The sequence below is a fragment of the Streptomyces sp. NPDC051211 genome (assembly GCF_040689505.1).
Lineage (GTDB): Bacteria > Actinomycetota > Actinomycetes > Streptomycetales > Streptomycetaceae > Streptomyces.
On sequence record NZ_JBFBAV010000001.1, the window covers coordinates 397,822 to 421,289 of the forward strand.

Consider the following 23,468-nt stretch of genomic DNA (forward strand, 5'->3'; position numbering starts at 1 on the left):
TCCGGGGCGGAGGCCCACCCCCAGCCCCACCGGCGTTAGAGGCGCGAGCTCTGGGGCGCAGCCCCACCCCCAGCCCCGCCGGCCTTTGAGGCGCGTGGTCCGGGGCGGAGCCCCACCCCCAGCCCCACCGGCCTTTGAGACACGGGGTCCGGGGCGCAGCCCCACCCCCAGCCCCACCGGCCTTTGAGGCACGGGGTCCGGGGCGGAGGCCCACCCCCAGCCCCACCGGCGTTAGAGGCGCGAGCTCTGGGGCGCAGCCCCACCCCCAGCCCCGCCGGCCTTTGAGGCGCGAGCTCTGGGGCGCAGCCCCACCCCCAGCCCCGCCGGCCTTTGAGGCGCGTGGTCCGGGGCGGAGGCCCACCCCCAGCCCCGCCGGCGTTTGAGGCGCGGGGTCTGGGGCGGAGCCCCAGTTCGGGAAGGGGCGGGGAGGGGACAAGCCGCCCGCAGGGCCCCCGCCGGCCAGCCGCCGCCCCCCATGGACCACCCGGGACGACCCGGGTCCACCCGGCGGGCCGGGGACGGACGCGGGGCGGGGCGTGCGCGGAGCCGGGGCCGGCGCGGCCTGGGGCAGGCACGGGCCTAGGGCAGGCACGGGCCGGGGACGGGCGCAGGGCCGGGGACGGGCGCAGGGCCGGGGACAGGAAGCCGGAATGGGCGCAGGGCCGGGGACACGGGAACGGGGGCGGAACCGGGGACGGGCGCACGGCCGGGACAGGAAGCCGGAAGCAGGGGCGGGAAATCGGGGTGGGCAGGGCCCGCTATGGGCGCAGGGCGTCGGAGAGTTCGTCCAGTGCGGCCAGCAAGAGCTCCGCCCCGTTCCGCAGCACCGCCGACCCCGGCACCTCCCACCCCGTCACCACCCCCCGCACCACCCCCCATTCCGGCACCCTCCGCTCACGCACCGCCCTCGCCCCCGCCTCCGTAGCCGCCCGCAGCGCCTCCGCCAGTTCCGCCGCCGCCGGGACCGGCGGGTGGGCCCGGTCCGGGAGGTGCGCCTCCAGCAGCATCGCGTTGCGGCCCAGCGCGGCGAGTGCGTCCCCCGCGTCGTCCGCCGCCGCCCGGGACAGCCCCCGGTGCCGGACCGGTTCCCCGGCCGCCCGGTCCACGGCCTCCTGCCAGGCGACCCTGGCGTCGCGGACCGCCAGCAGCGCCTCGCGCACGTCCGCCCGGCGGGCGCCGGCCGGATCGGCGTACTGCCGGAGGACGGCCGCCGCGTACCGCCCGTCCGCGGCGAGCCAGTCGGCGAGCCGGGTCCGCAGCCGCGGGGTCTCCCAGGCCGGGTAGAGCGCGTACCCGATCATCGCCAGCAGCCCGCCCACCAGGGTCAGCCCGACCCGGTCCGGCACGGTCTGGTCCCAGCGGGTGCCGCCCATGCCGAGCAGGAACACCACGTACGCGGACACGAAGACCTGCGAGACGGCGTACCCGGTGCGCATCAGCGCGTACATCAGGCCCGCGCTGATCACGGCGAGCGCCCCCGACAGGTACACCCCGGGGTGCGCGACCTGGACGATCGCGGTGGCGGCCGCGACCCCGAGGAGGGTGCCGCCGAAGCGGGCGACGGCCCGCGAGTAGGTCTGGCTGAAGTCGGGCCGCATCACCATCACGGAGGCCATCGGCGCCCAGTAGGCGTGCCCGAACGGCAGCGCGTGCCCGATGAGGTAGCCCGCCGTGGCCACCGCGGACACCCGGACCGCGTGCCGGAACACCGGGGAGGCGGGCCGGAGTTCCGTCCGTACCGCCCGCAGTACCAGCGGCATCAGCGCGGGCAGGGTCGGCCGGAGCTTCGATTCGCCGGGGTCGGCGGTGCGGCCGGAGCCCGGGGCCGCGGTCTCCAGTACGTCCTCCAGCAGGGCCGCGAGCCGGCGCGCGGCGCGTAGGGCCGGACCGTCCAACACCTCCGCGGTGTCCGGGGACTTGAGGACGGCGAGGGCGGGGCCGGGCGGCCGTACCGGCTCGCCGTGCCGGATCGCGCCGGCCGCCACGTCCAGCACGGACGCGGCGGCGGAGAGCAGTTCGCGCACCCGCTCCCGGGCCGGCCCCTCGGCGGGCGCGCCCACGGCGGGGTCGGCGAGCGAGGCCAGCACGGGCCGGATCCGCTCGGCGAGGCCGCGCGCTCCGTGCAGTTCGGCGGGGCGGCGGCGGGCCTGGCGCGGGGTGACGGTGGCGGCGGCGCGGGCGGTCATCAGCGGACCGGGGTCGAAGGAGGCCTCCGGGTCGTGGCGCAGGCGGCGCGCGTAGTCGGCTTCGGCGGCCAGCGCGTCGGCGAGGGCCTCGCGCTGGGCGCCCCAGCGGCGTACCGGGAAGAGGACGATCAGCGCGGCCTGCACCACACCGCCGGCGGCGATCATCGCGGCGTGGCCGGCGGCCTGGGCGACAGAGGTGGGCAGGGTGACGGTCACCAGCATGATCGCCACATTGCCGGAAGCGATGATTCCGGCGGTCGGGCCGGCCGCCCAGGCCATTCCCGACAGGAAGGTCCAGAGGGCGAGCAGGACGAGGAAGGCGGTGGCGTGCGAGGAGCCGACGAGATATCCGACGAAGGTGGAGACGGCGAGGGTCACCCCGGAGGCGAGCGCTAGCACCGGCCGCGGGCGCCAACTGCGCTGAAAGGTCGCGATAGCCGCCTGGAAGGCGCCGAACGCGGAACTGGCGGCGGCGCCGGGCCCGAACAGCAGCAGACCGGCCCCGACCACAATGGCCAGCCCGGCCGCGGCCCGGACGGCGATGAGCGGCTCCAGGCGGGCCCGCTCGACCTTCAGTCCCGATCGGGCGCTCGCCTTCAGGGCCCGGAGCCAGCTCATGAGGTCGAGAGTAGCTTCTTTCAGGACTTCTTCGGATTTGTCCGAAGCCGTGTGGCGCCTGTTCCATAGGACCAGCCGATCATCGTCCGAGAGATGGGTACACGCGCATGCTCAGGAACGCATCGGAGCCCTGGCACCTGATCGTCCTTCTGGGCGTCTGCGTGCTGGTGTTCGGTTCGAAGCAGCTGCCGGAGGTGGCGCGCGGGGTGGGCAAGTCGATGCGCATCCTGAAGGCAGAGACCCGCGCACTGCACCCGGACCCGCCCCACCCGGCCGCCTCCCGCCCGGACTCCCGCGAGCCCTGACCCACCGCCCTGTCCATCGCCGGGCCCTGCGCAGGCGGCGCAGGGTGCATCCGAGTGCCGGGGAACGAGGCCACACGCCCATCACATGCAGCCGGCCTCGCGCTGCCACGAGATGCGCGCTCTCGGCATCCGGCATCCGGCATCCGGCATCCGCCGCAGGGCGTCCGACCGAGGCATCCGGCCGACAGGGCAAGCGCAGCCCGCGCAGGGCGAACCCGGGTGGGCGGGGAAGCGTCCGGCACGCCCATGGCGTCCAACCGGTAGCCGGCTCAGAGAGCGCGGGGCATCGGCTCTCAACGCGCGAGCGGCACAACGGCCACGGCAACGGCAACGGCAAGCGGCACTGGCCTCAGCCGAACGGCGCTCCGCAGCCGCGGGAAGGTACGCAGAGGGCCGGCAGGGCGCTCAGCGTCGGCGGGTGGCGTGGCCGTGGGCCGGGAGATGTGGGTGGCCGCGGCGGACCTGGGCCGCGTCCGCCGCCGCCGTGCCGTCCGTCCAGCCCGCGTGGTCCGTCGCCCCGCGCAGCCGGGTCGTCGTGGTCTGCGGGAACATCTCCTCCGCCCGCGCGCCCACCGCGACGTCCCGCGCGACCAGCGCCGGCAGGTTGGCCGGCCCGCCGGCCTCCGCCGCCGCGTGCTCCGCCGTCTCGGCCAGCCGGTGGCCCAGCCTGCTGGCGTAGGCCAGCAGGAAGGACTGCCGAAACGTCTTCGTCCGCTTTCGCCCGCCGGCCCGCTGACCGGCCTCCGCCCGCGTCATCGCCGCCGTCCCCTGCACCAGCAGCGAGGTGTACAGCAGCTCCACCGCCTCCAGGTCGCTCTCGAACCCCACCACCGTGGAGAACTCGAACGCGCTGTTCCACACCGCCCGGCAGCGGTTCGCCGTGGCCACCGCGTCCAGCAGCACCGCCTTCGCCTCCTCGTACGGCGGCTCCACACCGATCCGGCAGGCCCCCGGCGTCTGCCCCGGGCCGCCCGCGCGTTCTGCCAGCAGCGCCTCGTCCACCGTGTGCCGGGCCATCAGCTCCTGCGCCTTCGCGCTCAGCGCCTCCGCCTCGTCCGGGTACGTCGTCGCCTCCGCCTTGGCCAGCAGCGCCCGGATCCGAGCCAGCATGCGCGGCTCGATGTGCGCGGCCTCCGGCAGGTCGGCGGGGTCGCCCGGAAGCGCCCCGACCGGTTCTATCGACGGCAGCCGGATCAGCAGCCGGAGCACTTCCAGGAGGGCGGTGGCCAGTGTGAACCGGTCCGTCCGTTCGCGCTGCGCGAGCTGCTCGGCGTACGCGGTGTCCTCGTCCCACCACACCTCGTACGCCGTCCACCGGGCCGGCAGCCGGGCGTACCGGCGGCCCTCGGCCGCCATCAGGTCCTCGGTGATCCGCAGATGCCGCTCTTCGAGGTCCCGGCGGACCAGCCGGAGCACGTCGGCCGGCTGCCAGCCGCGCTCCCAGGCCTGCCGTACGTACGCCTCCCCGCGCGCGAGCAACGCCTGCCCGACCCCGCCCCAGCCGGCCGGATCGGCGGCGAGCAGCGAGGCGCCGGTGTCCAGCCCGGCATCGTCCTGGGCGTAGAGGGCGGCGGCGCAGGCACGCTCGACGGTCTCGGCAGGGTGCGAAGTCACCCCACCAGCCTGACATGCCCACCCACCCGCCCCGACCGCCCGGGGCGGCGCCCCACCCGGCCCCGAGGGGCTCTTCCAGGCCGACCGGGTCGGAAGCCCGTTTCCATCCCTCGGCCCCACCGCCCTGGGGGCAGGCCCACCGCCCTGGGGCGGGCCCACCGCGCTGGGGGCAGGCCCACCGCCCTGCGGGCAGCCTCCCGCTGAAGGGACCGGAAACGGAAACCCCGCCCAAGGCGCAGGGCCGGAGCCCCTTCCAGCGCCGCGGAAGTCCGCGCCCAGCGCCCGGAGCCCGGAACCCGGAACCCGGAAGTCCAACCCAGGCCGCCGCCGGGGTCGCAGCCCGTCCAGCGTCGGCGGGTAGCCGCTGCGCGGGGCCTTCCCCCACCCCGCCCCTTCCCGAACTGGGGCCTGCGGCCCCAGCCCCCGCTGTGGGGCTCCGCCCCAAGCCCTGCCAGGCGCACGGGCTCCGCCCGGCCCCGTTGCGCGGGGCCTGGCCCCTCGCCCCACCGGGCGCTCAAACGCCGCGCGGGCTGGAATGCGCCTCCAGCCCCGCCGGCTGGCACCCCGCCCAGCCCCGCCAGCGCTTGAGGCACCGGGGTCCGGAGCGGAGCCCCGTGCGCCCCCCAGCCTCGCCGGCGCTTGAAGCGCGGGTCCGAGGCGCAACCCCGTACGACGGCACCCCCAACCCAGCCGACGCTTGCGGCCCAGGGTCCGGGGCGGAAGTGCCGCGCGACGGCCCCCCAGCCCAACCGGCGTTTGAGGCGCGGGGTCGGGGGCGGAGCCACGTGCGACCCCCAGCCCCGCCGACGCTTGAGGCGCGGGGCCGAGGCTCAGCTTCGGGGGACGGCCCCTCGGCCCAGCCGGTGCCTGAGGATTGGAGTCGGGGGCGGAGCCCCGCGTGCCCCCCAGCCCCCGGCGTTGCGGCGCAGGGTCCGAGGCGCAGCCTCGTACGACGGCACCCCCAGCCCCGCCGGCGTTTGAGGCGCGAGGTCTGGGGCGGAGCCCCAGTTCGGGAAGGGGCGGGGAGGGGAAAAGGCACCCGCAGGGCACCGGGGTGCCGCCCCGCCCTTGTCAGACCCGCCTGCCACACTCGCACTCATGAGCGAGCCCGCCACCCGCTGGGCCCTCGCCGAGGACGGCGACGGCCGCTGGCACGCCGCGCCCGTGCCCGTCCCCGGCCCGCCCCACGGCGCCCGCCCACCCCTCGGCCCCGGCGAGACCCACGAGCCGGGCGTCCAAACCCACGGCACCGGCACGGCCACCGGCGGCACGGGCACGGGCACGGGCCAAGCCAACGGCACCAGCACCAGCACCGGCTCCGGCACCGGCCAGCCCCACGGCACCGGCCCCACCGGAAGGGCCGACGAGGGCGGAAGGGCCGGCCCGGCCAACTCGCCCGGCCCCCACATCACGGCCCCCGACCCCGCCGCCGCCATCCGCGCCGCGCCGCCCCACACGCGCTGGATCTGGCAGTCCACCGCCGCCGTCTACCCCCGCCTGCTCGCCGCCGGCCTCCGCGTGGACCGCTGCTACGACATCGAGGTCGCCGAGCTGCTCCTCCTCGGTCACGAGGGCCGACTCGGCCAGCCGCGGTCCGCCGCTGCCGCCTGGGCCCGCCTCAACGGCACGCCCGTACCGCCCGATCCGCCGCAGCGGGCCGCCGAGCCCGGGACGCAGTCCTCGCTGTTCGAGCCCCAAGCCGCCGGCCCCGCCCCGCTCCCCCTCGACGCCCTCCTCGCCGTCTACGCGGACCAGATGCGCCGCCACGAGGCCACCGCCCACCCGGACCGGATGCGGCTGCTGACCGCCGCCGAGTCGGCGGGTTTCCTGATCGCCGCCGAGATGAACCGGGCCGGGCTGCCCTGGCGGGCCGACGTACACCGCTCCGTACTCACCGAACTGCTCGGCGAGCGCTACGCGGGCGGCGGCGAGCCCCGCCGCCTCGCCGAGCTCGCCGACCAGGTCTCCGCCGCCTTCGGCCGCCGCGTCCGGCCCGACCTCCCCGCCGACGTGGTCAAGGCCTTCGCCGAGGCCGGGATCAAGGTGCGGTCCACCCGCCGCTGGGAGATCCAGGAGCTGGACCACCCCGCCGTCGAGCCCCTCATCGCGTACAAGAAGCTGTACCGGATCTACACCGCGCACGGCTGGAGCTGGCTCAAGGACTGGGTCCACGAGGGCCGGTTCCGCCCGGAGTACATCCCGGGCGGCACTGTCACCGGCCGCTGGGTGACCAACGGCGGCGGGGCCCTGCAGATCCCGAAGGTGATCAGGCGGGCGGTCGTCGCCGACCCCGGCTGGCGGCTGGTCGTCGCGGACGCCGACCAGATGGAGCCGCGGGTGCTGGCCGCGATCTCCCGCGATCCGGGCCTGATGGAGGTGGCGGGCCGCCCCGAGGACCTCTACACGGCGATCTCCCGCCAGGGCTTCTCCGGTGACCGCGACAAGGCCAAACTCGCCGTCCTCGGCGCGGTGTACGGCCAGACCTCGGGCGACGGCCTGAAGAATCTCGCCGCCCTGCGTCGGCGCTTCCCGCGGGCGGTCGCGTACGTGGACGATGCCGCCCGGGCGGGCGAGGAGGGCCGGCTCGTACGGACCTGGCTGGGCCGCACCTGCCCGCCCGCCGCCGGCTCCGCCGAGGCCGAGGAGGCGGGCCTGCCGCAGGAACCGGGCCCGGAAACGGGCCCGGAAACGGATGCCGGCTCCGGCTCCGGCTCGGAGGAGTGGACCCCCGGCTACGCCTCCACCAACACCCGGGCTCGCGGCCGCTTCACCCGCAACTTCGTGGTCCAGGGCAGCGCCGCCGACTGGGCCCTGCTGATGCTTGCGGCGCTGCGCCAGGCCCTCACGGCCGCCGGGCTCCGCGCCGAGCTGGTGTTCTTCCAGCACGACGAGGTGATCGTGCACTGCCCGGCGGAGGAGGCCGAGGCCGTCACCGCGGCGATCCGCGCGGCCGCCGACCGGGCCGGTCGCATCGCCTTCGGCGAGACCCCGGTCCGGTTCCCCTTCACCACGGCGGTGGTGGAGTGCTACGCGGACGCCAAGTGATCCGGGAGGCTACGGCTTGCCCTGCACCCACTTCGGGCTGAGCGCGATCTCCTTCATCTGCTCCATGGTCACCAGCGGGGTCGCCCGGGTCGCCGGCTTGTTCTGGTTCCCGGTGTTGAAGCCGGAGACCACCACCCGCAGGCCGTCGGGCCGCAGGGTGTCCACGGTCCACCACACCACCCCGGCGCCGCCCTTCTCACCGGCCTTCTTCTCGGTCTTCACCTTCGTGCCGTCCGGCAGGGTGGTGACGTCGCCGCTCCCGAACAGTTCGCCGGCCACGTCACCCATCCCCGGCTGCGCGTTGACCTGGACCAGCGACTTGCCCTTGCCGTCGTCGAGCACCGCGTAGGCGTAGTCCCCCTCCCCGCCCTTGGAGACGACGGTGACCCCCTTCTTCGGCAGCATGGACTGAAGCACCGCTCCCGCGTCGGGCCCGGCGGGCGGCGCCGGCGTGGACTTCTCCGGCTGGGCGGCCGGCAGGTCGTTCAGGGCGGTGTGCCACTTGTCCGAGCTGACCAGGGCCTTCATCTGCGCCAGGGTGAGCGGCGGCGTGGGCCGGGTGACGGCCGCGTCCTTCTCGGCCGGGGCGTTCCACTCGGAGGCGTCGACCAGGTAGCCCTGCGGGGTGACCAGGGTCGCCCGCCAGACCTTGGTGTCCACCCGCCGGTCCGGGTACTCGTACCCGCGGTAGAGCAGCAGCTGCGAGCCGTCCGCCAGCTTCTCGGAGGTGCAGCTGTCGTAGCCGATGAGCTCCTTGTCCCCGCACTCGGTCATCTGACGGGCCATGATGCCGCCGGGGGAGACGCGCGAAAGACTCAGGCTGACGGCCGCCTTGCCCTTGCCGTCGTCGTACACGCCGGAGACCATCGGGGCGGCGTCCGTGGTCCCCCGCGCCTGGGTGTCGGTGAGCGTGCCGCCCGGCAGCAGTGCCTTGAAGTCGGCGATCATCTGCTGGGCGGTGACGGCCCCGGTGCCCGCGCCCGGGTCCTTCTGCCGGTCCGCAGGCCTGGAAGCGGACGCGGACGGCAGCGACGGCGCGGCAACGTTCATCTGATCCGCACCACCATCGCCGCCGCCGAACAGACCACCGGAGTAGGCGCCGACGGTGCCGACGACCGCCATCGCGAGGACCGTGCCGGTGATCGCGGCCGCCCGACGGCGGGCCACCAGGCGCCGTCCGTGCTGCTCTCCCGCGTCCACCAGGGCGCGCTGGTCGGTGGCGAAACCGTCGCCCGTGCGCCGCAGCGCGTCGCCGAGCTCGTCTTCAAAGGGCATGGGGAACCAGACCTTCCACGATTGGTTGAATGCAGCCACGGCAGGAACCGGGCTGGTGCGACGGCCCACGGCCGCGGGCCGAGGCCGAGGGCCGGACGCCGGCGCCCAGACGCCAGACGCCGGAGGCCGGACGCCAGACGCCGGAGGCCGGACGCCGGACGCCGGACGCCACAGACCACAGGCCAGACGCCGGAGGCCCGAGGCCCGAGGCCCGAGGCCAAACGCCGAGGCCCCTTAGCGACCGGCGAACTCGGCGAGGCTTCCCCCGAGTTCCTGCCGCAGCCGCGCGAGGGCGCGCGAGCTCCGGGTCCGTACGGCCGCCGAGCTGGCGTTCATGACGTCGGCGGTCTCCTCCACGCTGCGGTCCTCCCAGTACCGGAGCACCAGCACCGCCCGATCCTTGGGCGCCAGCCGCCCCAAGGCCTCCAGCAGGGTCATCCGCAGCGCGGGATCCGCCCCGCCCCCGATGCCGTCGGGCACCTCCCCCACCGGCCATTCGGCAGTGGAACGCCGCCGCCGGTGGGTGAGGAAGGCCCGTACCAGCACGGTCTGCGCGTACGCCGCCGGATTGTCGATACGGGAGATCCGCCCCCAGAGCAGGTACATCCGCCCGAGGGTCTCCTGCACCAGATCCTCGGCCAGGTGAGTGTCCCCGCTCGTCAGCAGACAGGCCGACCGGTACAACTGCCCGGTCCGCCCCTCCGCGAACTCGCGGAAACCCTCCCTGCGTCGCTGCCGCATCCAATGCCCCCTCACCGTCCGTCTCACCTCATCGACGCGCCGGTGCAGCGGAAATGTTTCAGCCCTCTTCAGAACTCTTCAGATCTCTCCCGAGGTCTTCGCCAGGTCATGGAAGTAGGCGTGGAACTCCTCCCGCACGAAGCCCTCCGACTCGTACAGGGCCTGGGCGATCCGGTTGTCGTACGCCGTCTCCAGCTGCACCCCGGCCGCCCCGGCCTCCCGCGCCCGCCGCACGGTCTCCAGCAGCAGCGCGCGGCCGGCCCCGGTCCGCCGCCCGGCCGGGGCGACGTACAGGTCGTTGAGGATCCACAGCGGCTTCATCGAGAGCGAGGAGAAGGTCCGGTAGACCTGCGTGAACCCGACCGTTCCCTTCCCGGCAACCTCGGCGAGCAGCACCAGCGACTCCCCCGCCCGCATCCGGTCGGCCAGGAACGCCCGCGGCTGCTCCGGGTCCTCGACCTGCACCCCGTAGAAGTCGAGATAGCCCCGGAACAGCCCGGCGGCCACATCGAGATCCGTCTCCTGCGCGACCCGCACCGTAGGACTCTCGTTCATGTCTCTCTCCTCATCCTCCCTACGCGCCACGCCCATTCTCCTCAGCCGACCACCGCCCATACACAGCGGCCGGTCGATCACCCCAGCAGGCAGCCACGCGGGCACCGCGACGTTGAACGCAAAGCCCATCGAGCAGCCGGTCCGCCCCGCGAGCACCAGACACACAACTGACCGCCCCAGCACCCGACTTCCACGACCGCCCACCCCGCCCCACCAGCCGCCGTTCAACCCGCCATCACCGCCCCCCGGGCCCGATCCGCACCTTGGAATCCGCGTTCCCGACAACCTTCGCCGCTGCAGCCGCGCTCGCGCTCATAGCCCCCGGCGCAAGCGCACGCCGGCGTCGGCTGGCTCGGCAAGACGCACGCTGAGTGCGTGACGGTGAGCCGCACCCACGTCATCGACTGGGGCGCGATCATCGTCTTGCTCATCGTGGGGCGATTGCCCGCTGGGCGTGGCAGTCCCGCTTCACGAAGAAGCACGCCGTCCCGCGGTAGGCGTCAGGGAACAGAGCCCAAGCTCTGAGCCTCACCCACTCTGAGCGGGAAAAGGCAAAAGCCCCAGGTCACGGCGAGTGAGTCCTGGGGCTTCTACGGAGCCGCCTTCGGGATTCGAACCCGAGACCTACGCATTACGAGTGCGTTGCTCTGGCCAACTGAGCTAAGGCGGCATGCTGCACGGAAAGAAGACCCATGCGGGTACGGCTCTCGTCAGCAGCGGCGCTAAGTCTACAGGGTTCATCCGAGTGCCCCGAACCGGGTTGTGGGCGGGGCGGAGGCAGGCCAGGGAGGTGGGCCGCACGCTGGGGCGAATATCCCATTTCCGGCCTATCGCCTCGCCGTGCCCTCGAAGGGTCGCCGCGCCGCCCCCTCGCCATGCTGGTCGGCATTCCTGGCGCCGACCCTGATCCAGCGGATTGGGGTGCGGGCCGCGATGGCGCTGGGGCTCGGCGGGCTGGTCTGCGGGTTCGCGCTGCTCGCGCTGGCGCTGCAGCCGAGCTCGTACGCCTGTGTGGCGGTGTTCCTGGTCGCCCCGGGCCTCAGTGACTGCCCGGCCGTGACCACCGCCGCCTCGGTGCTGATCTCGGCGGTGCCTGCCGTGCGGGCCGGGCAGGCCGGGCCGTGTCCGAGACCTCGTACGAGCTCGGGGTCGGCCTCGGCGTGGTGTCCATCGGCGGGGCGGAGAAGCCGGCGGAGGTGCTGCGTCCGCCGAGGGCGCCGGGCGCTGGAACGGGCCCGGGAGGCCTTGGGCGGCGCGCTCACCACGTGGGGGCGGTGCTGGTGCCGGACGGCTTCAAGGCCACCGGTTCCGGGAACCAGGGGGCGTCTTGTCCGCCCGTCCCCGGCGGCCGGTCAGCATTTCTTGCCGTCCGCCGGGGGCGCGCCCTCCAGCAGGTAGCGGTTGATCGCCGTGTCGATGCAGTCGCTGCCGCGCCCGTACGCCGTGTGGCCGTCGCCGTCGTAGGTGAGCAGGACGCCCGAGTCGAGCTGGCCGGCCAGCGACTGGGCCCACTTGTACGGGGTCGCCGGGTCCCGGGTGGTTCCGACCACCACGATCGGCGCGGCGCCCTTCGCCTCCAGGCGGTGCGCCGTGCCGGTCGCCCTGGCCGGCCAGTACGTGCAGTTCAGCGCGGCCCAGGCGAAGCCCGCGCCGAAGACGGGGGAGGCCTTCTCGAAGGAGGGCACGGCGGCCCGGACGGCCTCCGGGCCATTGAAGGCCGGGGGCTGGTCCAGGCAGTTCACGGCGGCGTTCGCGTACATGAGATTGGCGTACTTGCCGTCCGGCTCGCGCTCGTAGTAGCTGTCCGCGAGCGCCAGCAGCCCGGCCCCGTCCCCGTCCATCGCCTGCGTGATCGCCTCGCGCAGCTGCGGCCAGGCGCTCTCGTCGTACAGCGCGGCGATCACACCGGTGGTGGCCAGCGCCTCGCCGAGCGGGCGGGCGGCCTCCCCGCTGGGGACGGGTTGTGCGTCGAGCTTGCGGAAGAAGTCCTTCAGGCGCTGTGCCACCTGGTCCGGGTTGCCCTTGCCCAGCGGGCAGTCGGGCTGCTCGGCACAGTCCCGGGCGAAGGAGCGGAAGGCCGTCTCGAAGCCCGCGGTCTGGTCCCGGTTGAGGTCGATCGCCGTGCGGGACGGGTCCATCGCACCGTCCAGCACCAGCCGGCCGACCCGGCCGGGGAAGAGGTCCGCGTACGTCGCGCCGAGGAAGGTGCCGTACGAGGCGCCGACGTAGGTCAGCTTCTCGTCGCCGAGGACCGCCCGCAGCACGTCCAGGTCCCGGGCGGCGTCCACGGTGGAGACGTGCGGCAGCACCGTGCGGGACCGCTGCTCACAGCCGCCCGCGAACTCCTTGAAGGCCTGCACCAGCCGGGCCTGTTCGGCCGCGTCGTCCGGGGTCTGGTCGACCTGCGTGTACGCGTCCATGCGCGGGCCGGTCAGGCACTCGACCGGGGAGCTGCGGGCCACCCCGCGCGGGTCGATGGAAACCATGTCGTAGCGGGCGCGGACGGGCGCGGGGTAGCCGATGCCCGCGTACGCCTGCAGGTATCCGATGCCGGAGCCGCCGGGTCCGCCGGGGTTGACCACCAGCGAGCCGAGCCGCTTGCCGGGGCCGGTGGCCTTCTTGCGGGCCACTGCGAGGTCGATGTCCTGGCCCGAGCCGGGCTTCGCGTAGTCCAGCGGCGCCTTCATGGTGGCGCACTGGAATCCGGGCACGCCGCAGTCCCGCCAGGTGAGCTTCTGGGTGTAGTACGGGCGGAGTGCGTCCGGGACCGCGGTGGGCCGGGCGGAGGCCGGGGCGGAGCCGGCATCGCCGGAGGACGCCGAGGCGCGCGGAGCGGGCCCGCCGGAGGAGCAGCCGGAGAGCAGCAGCCCGGCGGCTGCGATCACGGTTCCGGTGGTGCGCAGCAGACGACTGGTGTCCATCCCCGGAGCCTACGTCTTCCCGGCCGCCCCGCGGTGATCTTGCACAGCCGCAGCCGCCACCCGGCCGCTCTCCGCCACCCGGCCGAGAGGGGCGCTTGCCCGTACGAGTGAGCAGTCAACCGCCGCAACCCCGGCCCCAGGCCGCCCGGCCGGGGGCCCGGCCACGGCCCGGCGGTCAGCCCCGCCCGGGAAACGGCTCGCTCCACGGACAACCCCGCCCGGGAGCTGGCCCGTCCGGCAGTCAGCCGCACCTGGCAGCTGGCCCTCCCGGCGATCAGCCCGCCCGGAGGGCCATGGTCATTGCCTCCACCGCGAGCAGGGGAGCCACGTTTCGGTCGAGAGCGTCGCGGCACGCGATGATCGCCTCGATGCGGCGCAGGGTCCGCTCGGGGCCGCAGGCGCGGGCGAGGCGGTCCAGGTCCGGCCGTATCTCCTCGTTGGCGATGGCCACCGCCGAGCCGAGTTGCAGGGCGAGCACGTCCCGGTAGAAGCCGGTCAGGTCGGTGAGGGCGAGGTCGAGGCTGTCGCGCTGGGTGCGGGTGCGGCGGCGCTTCTGCCGGTCTTCAAGCTCCTTCATCACGCCCGCCGTGCCGCGCGGCATCCGGCCGCCCGTCCCGGCACCGGCGCCGAGCGCGGCCCGCAGGTCCTCGGTCTCCTTGACGTCGACCTCCTCCGCGACCTGCTTGGCATCCTCGGCGGCGGCGTCCACGAGCTCCTGGGCGGCCTTGAGGCAGCCGCCCACGTCGTCCACCCGCAGCGGAAGCTTCAGCACGGCGGCGCGGCGGGACCGGGCACGCTCGTCGGTGGCCAGCCGGCGGGCCCGGCCGATGTGCCCCTGGGTGGCGCGGGCGACGGCCGCTGCCACGGCCGGCTCGATGCCGTCCCGGCGGACCAGGACATCGGCGACCGCGGCCACCGGCGGGGTGCGCAGGGTGAGGTGCCGGCAGCGGGACCTGATGGTGGGCAGCACATCCTCCAGCGAGGGCGCGCAGAGCAGCCAGACCGTGCGCGGAGCGGGCTCCTCGACGGCCTTCAGCAGGACGTTCCCGGCCCCCTCGGTGAGCCGGTCGGCGTCCTCCAGGACGATGACCTGCCAGCGGCCGACGGCCGGCGAGAGCTGGGCCCGGCGGACCAGGTCGCGGGTCTCCTTCACGCCGATGGAGAGCAGGTCCGTACGGACGATCTCGACGTCCGCGTGGGTGCCGATCAGGGTGGTGTGGCAGCCGTCGCAGAAGCCGCAGCCCGGGGCCCCGCCCAGGGCCCGGTCGGGGCTGGTGCACTGGAGGGCGGCGGCGAAGGCGCGGGCGGCGGTGGACCGGCCGGAGCCGGGGGGGCCGGTGAACAGCCAGGCGTGGGTCATCTTCGAGGCGGCGGGCGGCGGCTGCCGCGCCTCGATGGCGGTGACCAGCGCGTCGGCATCCCGCGCGGCGGCGGCGAGCTGCGTCTGCACGCGCTCCTGACCCACCAGGTCGTCCCAGACGGACATGCCGCCACCTCCTTCCGTCGTCTGAACTGCCACGGCTTCATCTGCACGTATGCATGTGTGCACGTACGCACCATTGTGGGGCGGGCCACTGACAATCCCGCCCGGGCCGCATCCCGGCGGCCCCAGGCCGGGTCAGCGGCGGCGGCGCCGCGGAGCGTCCCCGTCGTCCCCGTAGCCGTCGTCCTCGTCCCGGTGCGGGCCGAGCAGCTCGTCCGCCAGGGTCGGGAGATCGTCGAGCGGGGTCTCCTCGGCCCAGTCGGAGCGGCGCCGCGGACGGCCATCGTCGTCGACCACGGGCAGTTCCCGGGTGGCGTCGTGGCCGCCCACCTCGTCCCGGAAGATGCCGGGCGGCACCCGGTCGGCCGGCTTCTCGTCCGCGCGGACCGGGGGCAGCACCGCCGTCTGGTCGGCCGGACCGGACTGACCGGACGGGCGTACCGGAGGCAGCACCGCCGTTTCGTCCGCCGGGCCGGACGGACGTACGGGAGGCAGTACGGCGGTCTCGTCGGCCGGGCCGACCTTCGGGACCGGGACGGTCTCCGTGATGTCGTCCGGCTTCATCACGCGCCGGTCCGGTGCGGCCGGCACCACCGGCGTCTCGACGGTCACGGCGTCGTCCGGGCTGGCCGCACGACGCGGGTCCCGTACGCCGCCGGGCTGCGTCGCAGCCTGCGTGTCCTTGGTCAGGCCGATCCGCGGACCGGCCTCGTCCGCCCGTTCGCCGGCCTTCGGCGCGGAGACCGGAGCCGCCGGACCGGCGGCCGGAGCCGCTGGCGGAGCCTGGGCCGCTGCGGCCGCCTCCGCCGCCGCAGCAGCAGCCGCCGCGGCAGCGGCGGCCGCCTGCCGGCGCGCCTCCTCCGCCTTCACCAGCGCCTCCTCGGCCCGCCGCTGCTTCTCGCGCCGCTTCTCCTCGGCCTCGGCCCGCAGCCGGGCCTCCTCCTCGGCCTGCTGGCGCAGCCGCTCTTCCTCGGCCCGGCGGGCCTTCTCCTCGGCCTCCGCGCGCAGCCGCTCGGCCTCCGCCCGGGCCCGCGCCTCTTCCTCGGCGCGGAGCCGCTCCTCCTCCGCCCTGCGGGCGGCCTCGGCCTCGGCCTTGATCCGGGCGGCTTCCTCCTCCGCCTTGCGCCGCGCCTCTTCCTCGGCCCGCTTGCGCTCTTCCTCGGCCTTGCGCGCCGCCTCTTCCTCGGCCTTGCGCTTCGCTTCCTCCTCGGCCCGCCGGCGGGCCTCCTCCCGGGCCTGCACCTCGGCCTCGGAGAGCGGGAGCATCCGGTCCAGGCGGTGCCGTACGACCGTGGTCACCGACTCCGGGTCCTGGCCGGCGTCCACCACCAGGTAGCGGCCGGGGTCGGCCGCCGCCAGGGTCAGGAATCCGGCGCGCACCCGCTGGTGGAATTCGGCCGGCTCCGACTCGAGCCGGTCCGGCGCCTCGGTGAACCGCTCCCGGGCCGCCTCCGGCGACACGTCGAGCAGCACCGTCAGGTGGGGGACGAGTCCGTCCGTCGCCCACCGCGAGATCCGGGCGATCTCGGTCGGCGACAGGTCGCGCCCCGCCCCCTGGTAGGCCACCGAGGAGTCGATGTAGCGGTCGGAGATGACCACCGCGCCCCGCTCCAGGGCCGGCCGCACCACCGTGTCCACGTGTTCCGCCCGGTCGGCGGCGTAGAGCAGCGCCTCGGCGCGGTTCGACAGGCCGGCCGAGGACACGTCGAGGAGGATCGAGCGGAGCCGCTTGCCCACCGGGGTGGCGCCGGGCTCGCGGGTCACCACGACCTCGTGGCCCTTGCCCCGTATCCACTCGGCCAGCGCCTGCACCTGGGTGGACTTGCCGGCCCCGTCGCCGCCCTCCAGCACGATGAAGAAGCCGTTGTCGGCCGCAGCCTGGCCCGGCTCGCCGCCGCGCAGCGCCTCCCGCAGGTCCCGGCGCAGCGGTACGCCGCTCCGGTCGTCGGCCCGGGCCAGCACGGTCACGGCCACCGGCAACAGCAGCGCACCGACCAGCATCAGGGTGAAGGCGGCGCCGCCGTGGGCGAACACCACCTCGTCTCCGCCCAGCCGGTGCGGACCGATGGCCGCGGCCACGACCGGCGCGAGGATCGCACCCGTCGCGATGGCGACCCGTACGACGGCCTGGAGGTGCTCGGTGACCCGGGCCCGGCGGAATTCCTCGGTCTCCTGGTCGATCAGGGTGTGGCCGGTGTTCGCGGCGACCCCGGCGGCGGTGCCGGCGAGCACCGCCAGGAACACGACCGTCGCCAGGTCCGGAATCAGGCCCATCAGCAGCAGCGCCACGCCGGTGACCGCTATGGCCAGGGCCAGCAGGCGGCGCCGGGACAGCGCGGGCAGCACCTTGCCGGCCTGGTTGGCCCGGATGCCGGCCGCGGTGCCCGCACTCAGCACGAGGACCAGCAGCGCGAAGCCGGCCGGGCCGCCGCCCAGATCGAAGGCGTGCAGCACCGAGACGGCGACCGCGCAGGCCACCGCTCCGGCGACGGCCGCGCAGGCCAGGACGAGCAGCGGGATGGCGCCGGTGCGGCCCTTCTCCGGGCGGTCCCCGACCTTGGGGGCGCGCAGGCCCTCCAGCGGGGAACGGGGGCGGGGGGTCTTCGTACCGGGCAGCACCAGCGGGAGCAGCAGGGACACGGAGGCGGCGAACAGGCCGGCGGCCACGTAGGAGCCGAAGGCGGCCCGGTTCTCCGCGAACCAGTCCACGCCGATGCCGAGCCCCGCACCGACCAGGGTGGCGGCGAGCAGGACCGCGGCGGCGGCGGGCAGTGCGGCGAAAGCCGTACGCAGGGTCAGCCGGCGGAGCGCGTCGAGGTGGTCCGGGAGGGGCCGTACGGTCGCCCCCTCGGGCGGCGGCTCGGGCAGCAGGGCCGGGGCCGCGCTCTCCTTGGCCAGGGTCCACAGCCGCTCGGCGACTCCGGCGGCGAAGACGGTGGCGAGCAGCGCGGTGAGCGCGTGCTCCGGGATCCAGTCGAGCCAGAGCGGGGCGACGACGAAGAGGCCGAGGCGGACGCCGTCGGCGCCGATCATCGTCCAGCGGCGGTCGAGCTGGCCGCCGTGCTCCTTGGCGGCGATGAGCTGGGACAGCGGGCCCAGCAGCACCGCGCCGGTGAGCAGGGTGGCGAGGATCCGGACTGCGAAGACGGCGCTCACGGCGAGGGCGGCCCCGCGGTAGCCACCGCCGAAGGCGGCCTCGGTGACGGCTGCCTGGAGGGCCAGCAGGACCAGGACCAGGAGGGCGAGGGCATCGCCGATGCCGCTGACCAGTTGGGCGCTCCACAGCCGGCGGAGCCGGGGCGTGCGCAACAGGGCGCGCACCGCCCGCTCGCGGGAGTCCGCGGCCAGGGCTTCGTCGTAGGTGGGGTTCACGGGGTCCTTCCCGGAGGGCACGACCGTCGGCTGCTCGGCTCGCGTCATCCGCCCAGCCTATCCGCTGTGGGGGACTGGGCGGGGGGCTCGGGGGCAGGCCCCTGCCAACCTGGGCTCCGCCCGGACCCCGCGCCTCAACCGCCGGCGGGGCCGAATCCGGCCCGCGCGGCGTTTGAGCCCACCGCGCACCCGGCGCGAAGCGCCGGACGGGGGCTGGGGCGGAGTCCCGGTCCGGGAAGGGGCGGGGAGGGGAAAGAGCCGCCCGCAGGGCTGTGCTGCGGGCGGCCGGTGCTGCTATTCGGCGGGCGGGGCCGAGGACGCCGTCTTCTTCGCCGCCGCCTTCTTGGCCGCCGCCGTCGTGGTCGTCTTCTTCGCCGCCGTGGTCTTCTTCGCCGCGGTCTTCTTCGCCGCCGCCGTCTTCGTGGCCGTCGCCTTCTTCGCCGTGGCCTTCTTCGCCGGCGCCTTCTTGGCCGTCTTCTTCGCCGGCGCCTTCGCCCGCTTCTCCGCCAGCAGCTCGTAGCCCCGCTCCGGCGTGATCGTCTCGACGTCGTCGTCCCGCCGCAGCGTCGCGTTCGTCTCGCCGTCCGTCACGTACGGGCCGAAGCGGCCGTCCTTGACGACCACCGGGCGCTCGCTCACCGGGTCTGTGCCCAGTTCCTTCAGCGGCGGCTTGGCCGCCGCGCGGCCCCGCTGCTTCGGCTGGGCGTAGATCGCGAGGGCCTCGTCCAGGGTGATGGTGAAGAGCTGGTCCTCGGTCTCCAGCGACCGCGAGTCCGTGCCCTTCTTCAGGTACGGGCCGTAGCGGCCGTTCTGGGCCGTGATCTCCACGCCCTCCGCGTCCGCGCCGACGACGCGCGGCAGGGACATCAGCTTGAGCGCGTCCTCGAGGGTGACGGTGTCCAGGGCCATGGACTTGAAGAGCGAGGCGGTCCGCGGCTTCACCGCGTTCTTGCCCGTCTTCGGGGTGCCCTCGGGGAGGATCTCCGTCACGTACGGCCCGTACCGGCCGTCCTTGGCCACGATCTGGTTGCCGCTGATCGGGTCCGCACCCAGCTCGAACTCGCCGCTGGGCTTCGCGAAGAGCTCCTCCGCGTACTCCACCGTCAGCTCGTCCGGAGCGAGGTCGTCCGGTACGTCGGCCCGCTGGTGGCCTTCCGCGTCCTTCTCGCCGCGCTCGACGTACGGCCCGTAGCGGCCGACCCGGAGCACGATGCCCTCGCCGACCGGGAAGGAGGAGATCTCGCGGGCGTCGATCGCGCCGAGGTCGGTGACCAGTTCCTTCAGGCCGCCGAGGTGGTCGCCGTCGCCGTTCCCGGCGGCGGAGGCGTCCGCGGCCGCCTCGCCGCCGAAGTAGAACCGCTTCAGCCACGGCACGGACTGCGCCTCGCCCCGCGCGATGCGGTCGAGGTCGTCCTCCATCTTGGCGGTGAAGTCGTAGTCGACGAGCCGGCCGAAGTGCTTCTCCAGCAGGTTGACCACGGCGAAGGACAGGAAGGACGGGACGAGCGCGGTGCCCTTCTTGAACACGTAGCCGCGGTCCAGGATGGTGCCGATGATCGACGCGTACGTCGACGGGCGGCCGATCTCGCGCTCTTCCAGCTCCTTGACCAGCGAGGCCTCGGTGTAGCGGGCCGGCGGCTTGGTGGAGTGCCCGTCCGCCGTGATGTCCGAGGCCGTCAGCGCGTCGCCCTCGGCGACCTGCGGCAGGCGCCGCTCGCGGTCGTCGAGCTCGGCGTTCGGGTCGTCGGCGCCTTCGACGTACGCCTTCATGAAGCCGTGGAAGGTGATGGTCTTGCCGGACGCGGTGAACTCCGCGTCGCGCCCGTCCGAAGCCCGGCCGCCGATCTTCACGGTCACCGAGTTGCCGACCGCGTCCTTCATCTGGGAGGCGACGGTCCGCTTCCAAATCAGCTCGTACAGGCGGAACTGGTCGCCGGTCAGACCGGTCTCGGCGGGAGTGCGGAAACGATCACCCGAAGGGCGAATCGCCTCGTGCGCCTCCTGCGCGTTCTTGACCTTGCCGGCGTAGACGCGCGGCTTCTCCGGCAGGTAGTCGGCGCCGTACAGCTGCGTGACCTGCGCACGGGCCGCCTGCACGGCGGTCTCCGACAGGATCGTGGAGTCCGTACGCATGTAGGTGATGAAGCCGTTCTCGTACAGCTTCTGCGCCACCTGCATGGTCGCCTTCGCGCCGAAGCCGAGCTTGCGCGAAGCCTCCTGCTGGAGGGTGGTCGTACGGAACGGGGCGTACGGGGAGCGGCGGTACGGCTTGGACTCGACCGAGCGGACCGCGAAGGAGGTCTCGGCGAGGGCGGCCGCCAGGGCTCGCGCGTTCGCCTCGTCCAGGTGCAGGACATCGCTCTTGAGCTGCCCGTTCGAGCCGAAGTCGCGACCCTGGGCCACGCGCCGGCCGTCCACCGTGTTCAGCCGGGCGACCAGGCTGGAGGGGTCGGAGGCGTCACCGGCGCGGCCGGTGGCGAAGGTGCCGGTCAGGTCCCAGTACTCGGCGGAGCGGAAGGCGATGCGCTCGCGCTCGCGCTCGACGACGAGACGGGTGGCGACGGACTGGACACGGCCGGCCGACAGCCGCGGCATGACCTTCTTCCACAGGACCGGCGAGACCTCGTAGCCGTAGAGGCGGTCGAGGATGCGGCGGGTCTCCTGGGCGTCGACCATGCGCTGGTTGAGCTCGCGCGGGTTGGCGACGGCGTCGCGGATCGCGTCCTTGGTGATCTCGTGGAAGACCATCCGGTGGACCGGGACCTTGGGCTTGAGGACTTCCTGCAGGTGCCACGCGATGGCTTCGCCCTCGCGGTCCTCATCGGTGGCGAGGAAGAGTTCGTCGGACTCGGCCAGCAGCTCCTTGAGCTTCCGGACCTGCGCCTTCTTGTCCGCGTTGACGACGTAGATCGGCTGGAAGTCGTGCTCGACGTCCACGCCGAGGCGTCGCACCTCACCCGTGTACTTGTCGGGCACTTCCGCGGCGCCGTTCGGGAGGTCGCGGATGTGCCCGACGCTCGCCTCGACGACGTATCCCGGGCCGAGGTAGCCCTTGATCGTCTTCGCCTTGGCAGGGGACTCGACAATGACGAGTCGGCGGCCGCCCTTTGCGGTCTCGCTAGTCGGGGACAACTTGGCTCTTCTCTCCGGTCGGCACTCGGTCGCAGTACGGCGACGCTGCGGAGTGTGACGGTACAACCCGCCCCCGTGTCAAACGGCAGAAGCCCGCAACGGCCACTCGAACGGTAACCCGACTAGTGCCATTCGTGCCGCCCGGATGCCGCGCCCGGCCCTTCCCGATCACCGGGCCGGGTGGCCGCGGGGCCGTCTGGCCCCCTTCGGGGGCGCCGTCCGCGACCCTCCCCGGAGCACCCTCCCGGACCGCACGGAATTCGGTCGGATTCCTTCGGATTCCGTCTCAGAGCCGGCCGAGGGACCACACGCCGAGGGCCAGGGAGACGCCGCCGGCCAGCAGGGCCAGCGGCAGGGCCACCGCGGGGCGCACGCCCTCGGCGACCGGCGCGCGGTGCAGTGCACGCGCCCCTGTCCATGTGAGCAGAGCGGCTCCGAACAGCAGGAACACCGTCGCCGCGAAGATCGCCGGAACGCTGTCCACGCCGCACCCCTTCCCCCGGAGCCGCTCCCCGGAATCCCCCCGGATTCCTCGTACGGACGAGCCTGGCAGCCGTGGGGATACGCCGGGCGAACCCAGGGTGAACTCAGCGTTCCGGCGTGTCCGCGGGCTCCAGGAATCCCTGCTCCAGGAGCAGCCGGATCGACTCCGGGGTGCGGTCGCGCAGGACGACCGGATCTTCCTGGAGCAGCTGGGCGATCGCGTCCAGGATCCGCCCGGCGCTCAGTGAGCCGTCACACACTCCGGCGAACCCGGCCCCGACCGTGTCGACCTTGGTGGCGCGCCGCATGCCGCGGTTCTGCCGCAGCACCACGTGCTCCGGGTCCTCCGCGCCGGGCGCGCCGACCTGCTCCTGCATCACTTCTGCGGCCAGCCGGAAGTGCCCCTCCAGCAGCGAGGCGTCGTCGTGGCCGCGCAGGTAGTCCTGTCGGGCGAAGTGGGCGAGGACGGTGTCGCCGAGCGGCTGCTCCACCGGATGCGGCCACTCCTCCACCACGATGGAGGGGGTCTCCGCGTCGGTGCGGCGCAGGGTGATCCAGCCGAATCCGACGGCCTTGGTCTTGCGGGCCTCGAACTCGTCCAGCCAGTCCTCGTACCGCTCCGCGTACTCGTGCGGGTCGGTGCGGTGGTCGCCGGCGTCCCGCAGCCACAGTTCCGCGTACTGCGTGATGTCCTGCACCTCGCGCTGCACGATCCAGGCGTCGCAGCCGCGCGGCACCCAGGAGCGCAGCCGGTCGTGCCAGTCCTCGCCCTCCACGTGCTGCCAGTTGGCCAGGAACTGCGCGTACCCGCCGGGGTTGAGGTGGGCGGCCGCCTGCTGCACCAGGGTGCGGCACAGGTCGTCGCCGCCCATGCCGCCGTCCCGGTAGGTCAGCCGGGCGCCGGGCGAGATCACGAAAGGAGGATTGGAAACAATCAGGTCGTACGTCGCGTCGCCGACCGGCTCGTAGAGCGAGCCGGTGAGCAGCTCGGCCTCGGGGGCCCCGGACAGGGCCAGGGTGAGCCGGGTGAACGCCAGGGCGCGCGGGTTGACGTCGGTGGCGGTGACCCGGGTGGCGTGCTGCGTGGCGTGCAGCGCCTGGAGGCCGGATCCGGTGCCGAGGTCGAGGGCCGAGCCGACCGGGGGGCGGACGGTGATCCCGGCGAGGGTGGTGGAGGCGCCGCCGACGCCGAGGACCACGGCCGTGTCCGCCTCGCCGGCCCGGCCGCCGATGCCGCCGGCCCCGCCGACCGCGCAGCCCAGGTCCGAGACGATGAACCAGTCCTGCCCGTCCGGGCCGCCGTACGGGCGCACGTCGACGGTGGCGTGCAGCTCGTCGCCCTCACGGCGCAGCCAGCCGTCGGCCAGCGCGTCCTCGGCCGGCAGGGCGGCGGCCGCGTGGACGTACGGGACGGGCTGCTGGAGGAGGAACAGCCGGACCAGGGTCTCCAGCGGGCTGTCCCCGCGGGTGGCGCGCAGCGCGGGCACCGTCTCGCTGCGGGCGAGTGCGGCGTACGCGGGGGCGCCGAGCAGGTCGAGCAGACCGTCGGCGGTGAAGCCGGCGGAGAGCAGGGCGGGGCGCAGGGCGGCGGCGCGGTCGGGCGAGGGCAGGCTGCTGGTACTCACCCGTCCATTGTGTCGGCTGCGCGGCCGCGGCCGGGTCCCGGCATGCCGCGGGGCGGCCGGGGTCCGGTGGGACCCCGGCCGCCCCGGGTGCGCGTACCGCCCGGCCGTGCCGG

The 23,468-nt window shown here is 74.5% G+C and carries 13 protein-coding genes and 1 tRNA gene; 2 read left to right on the top strand and 12 right to left on the bottom strand.

Annotated elements, in window-relative coordinates; translation table 11 throughout:
• Window positions 1-758: 758 nt before the first annotated feature.
• A complete protein-coding gene (locus tag AB0447_RS01955; protein WP_366474457.1) occupies window positions 759-2,804 on the bottom strand; it encodes an FUSC family protein in 2,046 nt (681 codons plus the stop codon).
• Between the two features lie 107 nt (window positions 2,805-2,911).
• Here AB0447_RS01955 and AB0447_RS01960 point away from each other — a divergent pair, with 107 nt between their 5' ends.
• Complete coding sequence (locus AB0447_RS01960) at window positions 2,912-3,109, top strand: twin-arginine translocase TatA/TatE family subunit (protein ID WP_366474458.1); 198 nt, start codon at window positions 2,912-2,914, stop codon at window positions 3,107-3,109.
• Between the two features lie 405 nt (window positions 3,110-3,514).
• Here the strand turns inward: AB0447_RS01960 and AB0447_RS01965 are convergent, their stop codons facing one another.
• A complete protein-coding gene (locus AB0447_RS01965; RefSeq protein WP_366474459.1) occupies window positions 3,515-4,723 on the bottom strand; it encodes a DUF2786 domain-containing protein in 1,209 nt (402 codons plus the stop codon).
• A gap of 1,098 nt (window positions 4,724-5,821) precedes the next feature.
• Between AB0447_RS01965 and AB0447_RS01970 the strand changes: the two genes are divergently transcribed.
• Window positions 5,822-7,768, top strand: a complete 1,947-nt coding sequence (locus tag AB0447_RS01970; RefSeq protein ID WP_366474461.1) for a bifunctional 3'-5' exonuclease/DNA polymerase — start codon at window positions 5,822-5,824, stop codon at window positions 7,766-7,768.
• A 9-nt stretch (window positions 7,769-7,777) separates the two neighbouring features.
• Here the strand turns inward: AB0447_RS01970 and AB0447_RS01975 are convergent, their stop codons facing one another.
• From AB0447_RS01975 to AB0447_RS02020, 10 genes are all read right to left on the bottom strand, one after another.
• Window positions 7,778-9,043 (bottom strand): hypothetical protein, encoded by a 1,266-nt coding sequence (locus AB0447_RS01975; RefSeq protein ID WP_366474462.1) that lies wholly within the window; start codon window positions 9,041-9,043, stop codon window positions 7,778-7,780.
• A gap of 234 nt (window positions 9,044-9,277) precedes the next feature.
• A complete protein-coding gene (locus tag AB0447_RS01980) occupies window positions 9,278-9,784 on the bottom strand; it encodes a SigE family RNA polymerase sigma factor (protein ID WP_366474463.1) in 507 nt (168 codons plus the stop codon).
• A gap of 78 nt (window positions 9,785-9,862) precedes the next feature.
• Complete coding sequence (locus AB0447_RS01985; protein ID WP_366474464.1) at window positions 9,863-10,339, bottom strand: GNAT family N-acetyltransferase; 477 nt, start codon at window positions 10,337-10,339, stop codon at window positions 9,863-9,865.
• A gap of 596 nt (window positions 10,340-10,935) precedes the next feature.
• Window positions 10,936-11,009: transfer RNA gene (locus tag AB0447_RS01990), tRNA-Thr, on the bottom strand.
• Window positions 11,010-11,691: 682 nt separating this feature from the next.
• Window positions 11,692-13,260, bottom strand: coding sequence for an alpha/beta hydrolase (locus AB0447_RS01995; RefSeq protein ID WP_366474465.1), 1,569 nt, complete (start codon window positions 13,258-13,260; stop codon window positions 11,692-11,694).
• A gap of 274 nt (window positions 13,261-13,534) precedes the next feature.
• A complete protein-coding gene (locus AB0447_RS02000; RefSeq protein ID WP_366474466.1) occupies window positions 13,535-14,746 on the bottom strand; it encodes a DNA polymerase III subunit delta' in 1,212 nt (403 codons plus the stop codon).
• 132 nt (window positions 14,747-14,878) lie between these two features.
• Window positions 14,879-18,163 carry a dTMP kinase gene (gene tmk, locus AB0447_RS02005; protein ID WP_366474467.1) on the bottom strand — a complete coding sequence of 1,095 codons (3,285 nt, stop codon included), beginning with the start codon at window positions 18,161-18,163 and terminating at the stop codon, window positions 14,879-14,881.
• A gap of 246 nt (window positions 18,164-18,409) precedes the next feature.
• On the bottom strand, window positions 18,410-21,247 hold the full coding sequence (topA, locus tag AB0447_RS02010) for a type I DNA topoisomerase (protein ID WP_366474468.1): 2,838 nt from the start codon (window positions 21,245-21,247) through the stop codon (window positions 18,410-18,412).
• 286 nt (window positions 21,248-21,533) lie between these two features.
• Complete coding sequence (locus tag AB0447_RS02015) at window positions 21,534-21,731, bottom strand: hypothetical protein (protein ID WP_366474469.1); 198 nt, start codon at window positions 21,729-21,731, stop codon at window positions 21,534-21,536.
• 103 nt (window positions 21,732-21,834) lie between these two features.
• On the bottom strand, window positions 21,835-23,355 hold the full coding sequence (locus tag AB0447_RS02020; protein ID WP_366474470.1) for a methyltransferase: 1,521 nt from the start codon (window positions 23,353-23,355) through the stop codon (window positions 21,835-21,837).
• Window positions 23,356-23,468: the final 113 nt, after the last annotated feature.